Below are 12,457 nucleotides of genomic sequence, written 5' to 3'. Positions count from 1 at the left end.
TTATTTACGCAAAAGCTTCTGCTGCATTTTAACTAACCCCGATAATTCAGCAAGATTATCGTAAAACAATTCATGCACTAAATAATCAGGTTGCAAACAATCGATTAATTTTTTTAACCCAGCTTCTTTAAAGATGCGATGCTGGTCAATACTTGTTATGTGTTTCATAATAGTCATCATTGAAGTGTCAGTATGCCGCTTTTCCAAACTTTGCTTTTGATAGGCACCTGACAGTGAACAACTCAAATGTGTGCCTTTAATATAATTTTTATACATACCTAAGTTTTCAACTGTTTTACAGATGAACTCAATACCGTCATTTTCATTCTTTAAAGCAGTATTAGTATTCAGTAAATGCCCTGTATCAAGCATGATACCCACAGCATGTTTTTTTACTCCACAAAATAGCCGATCTACTATTTCAGGCCTGACAAGTCTTAAGCCAGGCCACCATAAATTTTCAAATAAAACTACGACGTTTTCCGGGATCACATCACAAACTGAATTAAACACTTCGATCGTAGCATCAATGACCTGCTCGTCAGTATAACGAAAATCAAAAGTAAAAATCTCTTTTAAATCACAATGACTGACATGCCAGACCAAATATTCCGGCTTAACGGCCAGGCTTGCTTTAATATTATTACGAATTGCCTGCAGCCACTGCGTCTGATCAGCAGCATCAAAATAATACTTTTTAATTTCTTCTGCATCTTGAAAATTTTTTTGTAAATTTTTCTCATCACCATACCAAAAATCTAACCAGTAGGGCCAATATTTTAAATGTACACCAAAACTGTTCTCAGTATAATCAACCTGATAGGGGTGCTGCTGATAAACATAGAGTTCAATCCCGTCAAGATCGTTATCCTGTAAATACGCATCCATATTCCCTGGATAGTCCCCGATCTCCTGTTCATATCCGTGTACAGGGCAATAATTTATGAGCTGTTTCAAATCATTTCCTTCTCTCAATTAATTTCAACTACTGAAATATGGCAATTTTCAGGTTGCGCAAACACTTCTCCATAAGCAGCACGGGCTACTTCCTGGACTCCAAATACTATATCCTGAGAAGAATTATAGATATATCCTTCGCGCGGATAAAAAAGGTGCTTTTCTTTAACCGCTGTTAATGTCTGCAACGCCGGATCTTCTAAAAACTCCTGATTGTATTTATCAATATCAAAGGTCTGATGATCGTTATACACCGGCATGATCAAAACATCCGGATTGACCGATACCAGCATTTCCTTTGTCAGCGGCTGACCATTATGCAAACCAGCTGCAGAGAGGCCATTTATAACACCGGCATACCGGCAAATATCATCAAAGGTGCAGCCCTTGCCGCCATAAGATGTCATTAATGAAATCAAAACGACTTTTTTGCGTTGTTCCGGGCTTATCTGCTCTACTTTAGCTTTAAGCTCTGAGAGTTTCTCATCCATCCTGGCTATCATTTGTGCACCCTTTGCTTCCTCATGCAGGCATTTGGCGATCAGTATGATATTGTTCTTGACATCTTCAATACTTTTAGGACCGTTGACAACGACTACTTTAATTCCCAGCTCACGCAGATTATCAACCATTTCTGCTTTGCCCCAGTTATAAATAAAAACCACATCAGGTTTTAAAGATAAAACTTCCTCTGCCGAGGGATTTTTTATTTTCCGCTTTATTTTTTGTGCTTTTTCTACAATATTGGAACTTACAGGATCATCTGATAACGCACTGACGGCTACCAGTTTCTCTTCCGGCAGCATGCCCAAAACGATACCGTCCAGCCCCATTGCTGAAGTCAATATTCTTTCCGGCTTATGCTCAAAGCGCACTACTGTACCCTGATCATCAACTACCTCATAGGCTGTATTGCTCTCGTCTTTTACGGCTTCGCTGCCGCAGCCGCACACCAAAATAACTGCCAGTAGCAGTATTGACAGCACATATTTATTTACAGAACCGTTTTTCATCACAGTCAAGCCCTGCCCAGTTTATTTGCAACAATATCTACAAACAATTCACTCCATCTTCTCATCATCGCTTCTACCGAAACATCTGTTAATACAACAGCTTCACTGTTGTACTCTGTAGCAATAGTTGCCAAAATTTTCTCAGCGGCTTCCATTACTTCATTTTTATCAAGCAAGTCCCATAAGAACTGATCCAGTAAATGTATATATAAAGATGTATATGTAAGCATCAGCGGTTCAACAGCCAGAGATTCAGCAGCTTCTAAAAATTCAGGTTTCAATACCCCTGATACCGACTGCTGCTGATATAAGTCCCAGATACTTTGAGTCGTAACTTTAAATCTTTTCAGCCGTTTAAAAACATTATGCTGCGTTTTAGGGTTCAGACCAGACTGTTTAGACAGTGCTTTTTTCACTGCTTTTGTAACCGTTTTCCCAATCAGCTCACCCAGTTTGGAATGTTTGCCTGCACCTTCCAGATAAAGTTCGGATTCTGTATTGGCAACAATGATAGTTTGATCAGTTCCCGATCCTGTTGCCAGTCCTGTTGAATAGTTGCTTCCGGCCAGCAGTTCCTGAATAGCGGCCGTTTTGGCTTCTGTACAGGTAACCAGTGCTCTTGCCAAAGTTCCCGGCGGCATATCGGTATCCAGCACTAAGATTATGTTGATAGTTCCCAGTTTATTCGGTTTTTCCAGCGGTTTATAATAGTCGGAAGGATCGCCTACTCGTCCACCATTGGTTTCAATGCCGCCGGTAACAATAGCCGTTACAGTCAGTTCTTCGTAGTTCAACGATTCGATTGCTACATTTTCCATATCTGCAGCAGTTCCCATTCCAGTGACAAGATCCGGCTCTAATCCTATACGTTCAGCCAATATCTGCATATGCTCGGTATAAGTATCAGCTAACATCTCGCACGGCATACCTGATCCAACCTTACCGTCATGATTAAATACGGCCTTATAATTTTCGTGATACCCACCATTAAAAACAGATGTACTAAGTACTTTTCGTGCACCTTTAAAAAATACTACAATACTTTTCTCATAACGATATGCTATATCACCTGTCGATATGGTATATAATTTCATTTTAACAACTCCCATAAAAAAAGTGTCTTCCTGCACAGGCAGGAAGACACTAATGTTTTAGATTCCGATTATCTCGGTCATTAATCTCAATCCTATCGCTCGTAGGGTACCAAGAGATTTAAAACGGTTGTCTCCTGGGATTTATACCCAGCGACGGGATCGCGGCTTAACGCACTTCTGACAACCAGACTATGAACTTTTAATGATGGCCGCAACCGCCGGTTGCTTCGCCAGCCATAATTTTTCTGTATAATTCATGTGCTTCTTCACTGCTTTTACCAGCAGCTAAAGCTTTTTGAGCATGGATAACAGCGCTGCGATACTTAGCGTGAGGTCCATCAGCAGGTAATTTCTCTACATCTTTGATATCAAACTCCATTACTTTTTTGAAAATAGCATGGATTTCTTCCGTAGATTTACCTGCAGCCTTAGCCGCCTCGACATGCTTCATCGCGCTTTCATAGCGATGTTTAGCATGCGGGGTATTGGGCAATTCATATTTAGGATGTTCTTTACAAGTCATTTCAATCACCTCTTAAAAAATTCTTACTAGATTGTATTATTATATTAGACTATATACCAGCCATATAGTCAAGCAATTTATAAATTTTATTTATCGCCGCGTTCTTCCAATTCACCTTCCATTGACAAAAACAATTCCTGCAAAGCCTCTTTGGTTTCAATTTTCGCATTCCATAATCCACGCTGCTCAGCTTCAAGCAGTACCTCTGTAATTCTATGCAGAGCCCAGGGATTTACTTCCTGCATCCATTTTTGCATTTCCGGATCAAGAGCGTACTTCTCGGCATACTTTTCATACATCCAGTCTTCCATTATTTCGCTGGTAGCATCCCACTGATAACTTACCGCCACATACGTTGCTAAATCACCAGCACCTTTATATCCATGTTTTTTCATCCCCTGGATATACTTTGGATTCATAGCCTCGCCTCTGAACCAACGCTTCAGTTCTTCGGTTAGGCTTCGCAGCTGTACCTTATTCCGGTCCGAACTGTCACTGACATAATTACGCGGCATACTGCCTTTGTAACTGCGAACTGCAGCAATCATACCGCCGCGATAATTATTATAGTCATCGCCACTGAGCATTGAAGACTCTCTGTGATCAACATTTTGTACGGTTACGTCAATTTGTGACATTCGCTTTTTAAAAGTATCAGGAAGGTAATTTCCCTCTGAACCATCACCATAAGCATGCGCACCCCAACGAGTATACACAGCTGCAAGATCATCTACCGTTTCCCAGTTTTTAGCTTCCAGAACATCGCCTGTTCCTGCACCATGTGCGCCTGGTGGATCGCCAAAAATGCGGAAAGAAGCCTGCCGCCATGCGTTTTTTCTTTCAACACCATTTGCTTCAAGCTCACCAACTTCTTCCAAAACATGCTTACGAATGAAATTCATATCCAACGGTTCGTCCAAAGCAGCAACCATTTGTACCGCATCGTCCATCCATGTAACAGAGGCCGGCATACTGTCTCTAAACAATCCGCTTATTCTACCTGTCACATCTATACGAGGACGTTTCAATTCTTCCAAAGGAATTATTTCCAAACCTATAACACGTAGGCTTCCGGGTTGCCAAACAGGTTTTAGACCCATAAGATATAAAAATTCTGCTACGCACTGCCCATGGTTACGTAAATTACTGGTAGCCCAAAGTATGATACCAACGCTTTCTGGATAGTGGCCTTCTTCGTTAATAAAACGATTGATAACATCATCAGCCATTTGCTTTCCTATTTCCCATGCCACTTTAGTAGGAAGCGTACGCGGATCAACACTGTAAAAATTCCGTCCCGTAGGCAATAGATCGGCACCGCCACTTGTAGGTGCCCCTGACGGACAGGGATCAATATAATATCCATCCAACGCACGTAACGTATTTTCCTGCTCCAATGTAGTTTTCAGTAAACCAGGAGCGATACTTGTACAAATATATTTTACGACATTGATAAATTTATCACGCATCTCACCTTGCAGCTTAGCAGTCCATTGCAAATCAAAAACTGTATCTAAGAAACTTACATCGAAATCGTGTGACTGCAATAACACTATCACTTCTGTAGCTTCTGCCCTGATCTCATCAAGCAGCATACCATAGGTTTTACTGCCGTCAGGCAGCATATTGCCACTGTTTTCCAATAAATCATAATATTCGTAACCATGCATTTCGGCCAATGTTTTAGTAAGTGATGGTACTTTACCATTATCCAGTTTTGTAAGAGCAAGCAGATATTCCGTCAGTTCTTCATCCTGTGGCGGTATTCCCAAAGTATGCAGGCCAATACTCATCTGCATATTTTTGATGTCTGTCATGTAAACATGCAGTTTACCCACATAATCATCAAAATCTAAGCTTTCACTTTCTGGAACATCTTCATCCAGATTACATTCAGAAGCTTTGCTGCGTATCATATCCTGAATAGAATCAAGATTAGATTTGGCGTTATCATCATTTTTAAAATGACAATATTCTTCTAAAAGCTGTTCCAGTTCCGCAAGTTCTTCATAAGTCCCAGAAATGCTCATCGGCGCAGACAAATAGCTTATCAAACATGCAGCACTACGTCTTTTCGCTTGAATCCCTTCCCCAACGCAAGTAATCCAATATGGGTAAACATTAGGAATATCACCTGTAGCAATGTCCGAATAACAGGCACCTGACATCGCATTACCTTTACCTGGGAGCCATTCAAGATTACCATGAGTACCAACATGCATCATCGCATCGGCTCCCCAAACATCACGCAACCAGTGATAAAAACCCAAATAATGATGTGTTGGCGCACAATCCGGTGAATGGTAAATTTTACCGGGATCGTCACCAAAGCCGCGAGGAGGCTGTACTGTAATAAAAATATTTCCGTTTAACATTCCCGGAACAATCAGGACATCTTCATACCTGAACACATCGCCCGGCGCGGCTCCCCAATCGCGCAGCAACTGTTCCTGAGTTTTAGCAGGCAATTTTGCAAAAAACTTTTTATAATCTGCTTCACTTAATTTACCATCTGCATCACGCAACAGCTGCTCCGAAATAAATCTTCTGTCATTAGTAGCATGCGCTGTAACGTCCTCAATAAATTCCTGGCTGTTAGCAGGTATTCGGTCAACTCTATAACCATGTTTCTGCATTTCTTCTAAAAGCAGTCTGATACTTTCCAAAGAATCTAAGCAAGCAGCGCTGCCAATATTTGAATTGGTTGGCGGATAATTATGAAAAACTATAGCTATTCTTTTATCTTTATTATCCTTATGTCGCAGCATTGCCCATTTTTTAGCCTTCCGGGCCAGCATATCAATACGACCAAACAGAGGTTTGCGATAATGAGCGCCGTCGTCCCTTTCTTCATTGGTAGAAACCGGTACTGAATGGATGATGCCGTCAAATTCTGGCATGGCAACAGCATACGACACTTCGTTCGCTGTCAGTCCAACCATGTTCTTTTCCCACCATTTAAAATCCATATAAACGTTGTAAACCTGCAGCACAGGAACTCCCAAACTCTGGATATCCTGAAGTTCCAAAAATCCTGTAACCGTAAGAGAGAATACAAATGGATTGATAAGGACATCAATAACAGGTTTATCTGCCTCATAAAAATACTGCTGTAACGAATCACTTAATTTTACAGCACCAGTCTGCGCATTCCCCATCGTAGTCGTAAATACTGCAATAATATTACAATCATGCTGTTCAACAGCCCTTATTATGGCTTCTTCATAAGCAAGTTTATTCCACAGCCAATCTTCACGCGAAAAAATAAAACCAACAGTAGGTTTATCTGCTGAATAATGCTGCTTTTGGTATTCTGACAAAGATGTGAAGATATTTTTTGATTCCGGATGATAAATTCCGTTCCATGGCATCTGCTCTGGCTGTTCATATTTGACCTCAAAACCACAAAAACAAGCTAACAGCCACAAACAGAGATTTTTGTAATTTTGCAGTCCGCCACAGGCAAAGTATTGCTGAATACTTTCTTTGCATCCCGCTTCGACACCATATTCCAACAGATCATCGCCGGGATCTATGATGTTGAAAAGATGAGTAATTTTTTGCTGCTGCATATAAGCAGATGCCTTTTTTAAAAAATCACAGCTTAGTCCCGTTCCCATCCAGGTAAACAGAACAAAAGCCGAATCGTTGATCAATTTTTGCCAACGATCTGTCCACAATTCGCTGTCGTTGACCTGAATAACTTCAAAAAGATTTGTTAATTCTGCAATATCTGCCGAATTAACAGCTTCCAGCATACCAACTTTGTGGGGTTCCATGTTGGTAACAAAAACTATTTTCTTCATGATACTCCTCCTAAACTCAATTTTATTTAAAAACTTCAGGATAAACAGCTTTAGCTAAAATCTCAATACTATCGGCAACATACGGTGAAACGCAATACAGACATCTTCCAGGCACCTGATGCACTTTTTTATTTTTTACAGCTGTAACCGTCTGCAACGATTCGTCATTCAAAATTTCTTTCATGCTCTGAACCTTCAGCATTCCAGGAGCATCCCAACTAGGAACGATGATAACATCAGGGTTTTCCTTAATTATTATTTCTTTAGAAATAGTAGTACTGTCATCAGTCTTTAAATCCTGCAAACAGTTCTTTATACGTGCATACTTACACATATCGTCATAAATAGAACCTTTAGCGCCAAAAGCACCTTTACCGGTAATAGCGATAACACTCCTGTTTGTATTTCCTGCAATACCTGAAACTTTTTTCTGCACAGCTTCTATTTTGTCATCAAAGTTTTTAATAACCTGCTCGCCGCGTTCGGCTTCGCCCACTATAAACGCAACCTCACGAATAGTCTTTTTTACATCCGCTACAGTATATGGAGCTTTATAAACATAAACATTGATACCCATTTCCCTCAAAGTATCAAGAATATTCAACCCCCAACAATCAGCAATCAGAACCAGATCAGGTTTAAGTGCTAAAATAGCTTCCGCACTGTTGCCTTTTATTTTATTTTTCACCTGTATGCTGCGTTCAGAAATATGAGAGATGCCGCTGTCATCAGAAAGATAAGTCAATGCAGCGATCCTTTCCGGTGCAACTATATCCATTAATATTTCATCTGTGCCTAAAGTCAAAGAAACTATCCGCTGCGGCTTAACAGGCAAAGTTACTTTGTTGCCGGCACTGTCAGTAACAGTATGTTTTTTGCTGACTGACATTTTTTTATCGTCAACAAGACTCTGACAGCCGCTCAGCGTAATACAAATAAATATCAGGCTCAATATAAAAATTCCTAACTTTTTGAACATCGTTTCACTTCCTCATTCAGTAAAGCTAAATAAACCTGCTCCCAGTTTCTGACGAACGGCCTGATTTCTTCATGCTGTTCTAACTGTTTAAAACGCAAATCACCGGCTATTTTTTTCAGCAGCAAACTGCCGCCCGAATCTATTTCCTGCTGTGATAGCAGCCCCCAATCATACTGATCCAGTAAATGTGCATACAAACTGGTCAACGTTAATATTTCACCATTCAAGTTTAAGTTATACAGGGCCTGTTCAAAATTTTTATCACTTAATTTTTCATCATAATTTGTCCTGTAATCCTCCATAAGCCTGTTACGGCTCATACCAAAACGTTCCATGCGCCGTATAACATCATGCATCTTCTTGCCATCAAAACCATTTTGTTTATATAAAGCTTCTTTTACAGCTGCTTTGACGACCTGCCCTAATAATTCACCGGGCTTAGTATGTTTACCGCAGTCGGTTATCATCAATTTGGCTTGCGGATCACTGATAGCCAAAATCTGGTCTGTGCCTGTACCTGTAGCCAATCCGCTCGAATAACGGCTGCCTAAAAGCAATTCCTGAAGTGCCGCTGTTTTAGCCTCCGTTGCTGTAACCAAAGCTCTTGCTAAAATACCTGGAGGCATATCGCAATTAAAATACAGCATGATATTTATCGTACCCGGCCGCGGCATTTTCTCTTTTGCTATGGCATTATAAACAGCTTGGTCACCAACACGGCCTGGATTGCCCTCCGCTCCCGCAGTAACTACTGCTGTAACTCTGATACCTTCGTGTGCAGCTTGTTTGATTGCAACATTTTTCATAGGGACACCAGTTCCCATAGTGCTTACTTTATCCGCATCAAACCCTAATTTTTTGCACAATCTGTTCATATTGGTAAAATAACCATCTATCGTCATCGCTTCCTGCTCTTTTGCAGGATGATGATTGAGTACTGCCTGCAGGTCATTGCGCCAACCACCATTAAATAATGAACTGCTGAGAACATCTCTTTTATCTAAAAAATCAATAACAACAGTATCTTCTATTCGGTAAATAACATCGCCGTTTTCAAATTTTAATAAAACTTCTTTTTCCATTGCCAAGCCCTCACTGACAGTACCTGAAAATAACAACGTCAATATACATAAAATGAAAAAATGATTCATAAGCATCCATCCAATTTAATAATTTCAAAATTTTTGGACGATACTCTCTTGCTTTGCTTATCAAAATCGACAAATAGTACTGCTTCATCGCCGCTATAAGTACAAACAATTTCACCATCTTGAACAACTGCGCTCTCTGCTTTACGGCAATCCATACCATTATTGCCTGTTTGATTAGAAAGCAGCAGCGGTATCCCCCCTGCAGACTTTGAACAGCGTTTCCATGCCTCCCGCGGTGGTCCTCCATGATTACTGTCAGGCCAGGCGGCAATGGATACCATAAGTTCTGCTCCAAGATTTGCTAAAAGCTCGCCATGCTCTGCAAACCATGTATCAGCACATACCAGCAATCCTGTTTGCACTTCATCAAAATAATGTACTTTAAAACCGTTGCCGGGCTCAGCCCAATTTTCTGTGATCCATTTAACAACTTTAACTTTATTGTGCTTGGCGGTCACCTTTCCCTTTTGATCAATAACTACACAGCTATTGTGAGGCGCAGTATTATCTTCCTGTTCCCCGCAGCCTAAAAACAAACGTACCCCCAAATTTACAGTTGCTTCCTTAAATGGGTTATAAACACCATTAGTAGTGGAAGCAAGCACATACTTTTTCTCGCTTTTTACCATAAAATACCCTTGCAGTGCCATTTCAGGCGTCAAAATCCATTCTGCACCAACAGCAGCAGCAATCTTCATGCCATGCAAGATTTTCTCTGTATTCGCACTTTGCGGGCCGCCACAGAAATCAAAATGTAGAAATGCTATTTTCATAATTGACTCCAAATTAGTAAAATTGCGGCAGCACAGGTAAACCACATGCCACCGCTGATGAAAGGAAGCTATGTTAGAACGAATACTCTACGCCGACTAAGACATTTCGGCCTGGTTGTGAGTACCAACCAACTCCACCAGGATGACGCATATCATAAGTCATATCCGTATACATTCTGTCGAAAATATTATTTGCTTTCAAGAAAATATTCATCCCCTTTACCGGCTTATAATTCAACGCAGCATCCATTGTCCAGATATTTTTAAAAGAATCAGCCACATCATTTTCGTATTTTTTATTACCAGGACGATCCACTATACCTTTTACAGTCACAATTCCATTGAATTTACTATTTTCGTAATTAAGTGATAAATCATATTGCCCTTTTGGAATGTAACCATTGCGGTTAGCATTAGAATCAGAATTTGTAGGTGCAATATAAGTATGAGTATAAGCCAATGTAACACTTAAATTTTTATCAAATAATTTTGTTAACTGCACGTCCCAACCTTTAATCCGTTCCGCTCCAGCATTGTAGTATTTCCATGTGTCACTATTAAACCCAATAAGGTTGTCTGAATCTGTCTGATAATAATGAGCTGCAAAAGTAGTTTTATTATCAATTCTGGTATTGAAACCAATCTCTTTGGTTTCCCCTTCTTCTGGATTCAATTTTCCACTGCCATAAAATGGATTATATAATTCATATAAATATGGGGCTCGGAAAAACTCCTTATATGATACATACATTGTAGTAATATCATTAAAATCATAAGAAATAACGCCACTGGCTGTAGTTTTATTTCCATATTCGGAATGTTTAGATAAACGTACACCAGGTGTAACAGTGAAAGCACCGAACTTCATTTTATCTTCAATAAAAAAAGCCTTATTATCTACGGTACCAGTCATATTCGGTGTATATTGATCCTGATACTTATTCATAGCATCCTTATAATAATCATAACCACCAACAATAGTGTGATTACCGTCTGCATAAGTCAACTGATCAGAAAAACCCCATGTTTTTTCACGCATCAGCCACAATGTTGCCGGATGATTAGTATCATCATCTAAATCTGAAGTACGTGAAAAAAATGACAAATTATTATTCAATTTATCATTAAATTTATAATTAAATGCCACTGCATATTTCGTATTATTTTTACTTCCATCAGTCATACCACCAGTGAAAATGGTCGGTCCCATCATATCAGAAGAAGTCTCAGGACGCCCATAGTCTAATTTATATTTGGAATAGCTAAAATTAATATCTGCTTTATCACCGAATTTCTGACCAATTTTTACGCCATAACTCTCGCTGTCAATCATATTGCGCGTATAATTTCCATGTCCATCTTTATAGTCTTTCATTTTGTCCTTTTGTGCATTAACAGTCCAATATAATCCAGCTTTAGTCATGCCCTGATTATAAAAATTATAAGTTCGCTTTCCATAACTGCCTACAACTGCGGAAATTTTACTACGGCTTACTCCCGTATCAGGTTTACGAGTAATAATATTGATAACACCACCAACTGCATCTGAACCATAAAGAGTGGACGCAGACCCTTTTAAAACTTCAATTCTCTCGATATTATCCATATTGCTTATTTCTGAAGGCTGAAACACACTAAATGTCGATCCATTGGTGTTTGCACGCATACCATCAACTAAAACCAGCACATGACTAGTACCATTTATATACAAATAATCTGCTGAATAATTAGCACCAGTTGCGCTATAGTTCTGAATGCTCACCCCGGGAACACTGCGCAGTGCATCACTAACCGTTTGATAATGCTTATCTTCTATTTCCTTACGTGAAACAACATTAACGTTAGCATTAGAGTCAAAATTTGACTGCTCGATTCTTCCGGCAGTTACAACAATCTGATCTAAATTAAACTCACTTATTTTCCCTTCTTCAGCATGTACTGCTGTACCCCCCCAGATGACATTACCACTTACCAGTAAAGTCATCAAAATTTTGTTGCTTAAACTTTTCTTCACAATTCATCAATTCCTTTCCTAAACAACTTTTTTATCTGTCAAAAAATGCTTCACCCTTTTCTTTCAGGCCGTAAAACATTTTTGCCAAAACAAAAGAAAAAACCTTCTGTCACTGCGACAAAGGTTTAAGGAAAAAGGAAAAGAACT

The 12,457-nt window shown here is 39.7% G+C and carries 9 protein-coding genes; all 9 read right to left on the bottom strand.

Annotated elements, in window-relative coordinates; genetic code table 11:
• The 9 genes from Q4G98_RS00155 to Q4G98_RS00115 all read right to left on the bottom strand — a co-directional run bounded on the left by Q4G98_RS00155 (position 1) and on the right by Q4G98_RS00115 (position 12,310).
• Complete coding sequence (locus tag Q4G98_RS00155) at positions 1 to 957, bottom strand: TIM barrel protein (protein ID WP_298564696.1); 957 nt, start codon at positions 955 to 957, stop codon at positions 1 to 3.
• Between the two features lie 14 nt (positions 958 to 971).
• A complete protein-coding gene (locus tag Q4G98_RS00150) occupies positions 972 to 1,970 on the bottom strand; it encodes an ABC transporter substrate-binding protein (RefSeq protein ID WP_298564705.1) in 999 nt (332 codons plus the stop codon).
• 5 nt (positions 1,971 to 1,975) lie between these two features.
• A complete protein-coding gene (locus Q4G98_RS00145; RefSeq protein WP_298564695.1) occupies positions 1,976 to 3,064 on the bottom strand; it encodes an adenosylcobinamide amidohydrolase in 1,089 nt (362 codons plus the stop codon).
• A gap of 199 nt (positions 3,065 to 3,263) precedes the next feature.
• On the bottom strand, positions 3,264 to 3,587 hold the full coding sequence (locus Q4G98_RS00140) for a hypothetical protein (protein ID WP_293718037.1): 324 nt from the start codon (positions 3,585 to 3,587) through the stop codon (positions 3,264 to 3,266).
• An 86-nt stretch (positions 3,588 to 3,673) separates the two neighbouring features.
• The gene (gene cobN, locus Q4G98_RS00135) at positions 3,674 to 7,393 is read right to left on the bottom strand and encodes a cobaltochelatase subunit CobN (RefSeq protein WP_298564693.1); all 3,720 of its coding nucleotides are present in this window, start codon (positions 7,391 to 7,393) and stop codon (positions 3,674 to 3,676) included.
• Between the two features lie 22 nt (positions 7,394 to 7,415).
• On the bottom strand, positions 7,416 to 8,372 hold the full coding sequence (locus tag Q4G98_RS00130) for an ABC transporter substrate-binding protein (protein WP_301961789.1): 957 nt from the start codon (positions 8,370 to 8,372) through the stop codon (positions 7,416 to 7,418).
• On the bottom strand, positions 8,357 to 9,454 hold the full coding sequence (locus Q4G98_RS00125) for an adenosylcobinamide amidohydrolase (RefSeq protein WP_298564690.1): 1,098 nt from the start codon (positions 9,452 to 9,454) through the stop codon (positions 8,357 to 8,359). The genes Q4G98_RS00130 and Q4G98_RS00125 overlap by 16 nt, the downstream gene beginning before the upstream one ends.
• A 65-nt stretch (positions 9,455 to 9,519) precedes the next feature.
• Positions 9,520 to 10,296, bottom strand: coding sequence for a carbon-nitrogen hydrolase family protein (locus Q4G98_RS00120; RefSeq protein ID WP_298564689.1), 777 nt, complete (start codon positions 10,294 to 10,296; stop codon positions 9,520 to 9,522).
• 73 nt (positions 10,297 to 10,369) lie between these two features.
• Entirely contained in the window at positions 10,370 to 12,310 is a 1,941-nt protein-coding gene (locus Q4G98_RS00115; RefSeq protein ID WP_298564687.1) for a TonB-dependent siderophore receptor, read from the bottom strand.
• Between the last annotated feature and the right edge of the window lie 147 nt (positions 12,311 to 12,457).

It is taken from the genome of uncultured Phascolarctobacterium sp. (assembly GCF_958349595.1).
In the GTDB taxonomy this organism is placed as follows: domain Bacteria; phylum Bacillota; class Negativicutes; order Acidaminococcales; family Acidaminococcaceae; genus Phascolarctobacterium.
This window is presented reverse-complemented; position numbering and strand designations above follow the sequence as displayed.

What these genes read in the sequence shown, in the direction of transcription:
- Q4G98_RS00140 (WP_293718037.1), bottom strand. Translation starts at nt 3,587, where the DNA reads ATGACTTGTAAAGAACATCCTAAATATGAATTGCCCAATACCCCGCAT.
- Q4G98_RS00130 (WP_301961789.1), bottom strand. Translation starts at nt 8,372, where the DNA reads ATGTTCAAAAAGTTAGGAATTTTTATATTGAGCCTGATATTTATTTGT.
- Q4G98_RS00125 (WP_298564690.1), bottom strand. Translation starts at nt 9,454, where the DNA reads ATGGAAAAAGAAGTTTTATTAAAATTTGAAAACGGCGATGTTATTTAC.
- Q4G98_RS00120 (WP_298564689.1), bottom strand. Translation starts at nt 10,296, where the DNA reads ATGAAAATAGCATTTCTACATTTTGATTTCTGTGGCGGCCCGCAAAGT.
- Q4G98_RS00145 (WP_298564695.1), bottom strand. Translation starts at nt 3,064, where the DNA reads ATGAAATTATATACCATATCGACAGGTGATATAGCATATCGTTATGAG.
- Q4G98_RS00150 (WP_298564705.1), bottom strand. Translation starts at nt 1,970, where the DNA reads ATGAAAAACGGTTCTGTAAATAAATATGTGCTGTCAATACTGCTACTG.
- cobN (WP_298564693.1), bottom strand. Translation starts at nt 7,393, where the DNA reads ATGAAGAAAATAGTTTTTGTTACCAACATGGAACCCCACAAAGTTGGT.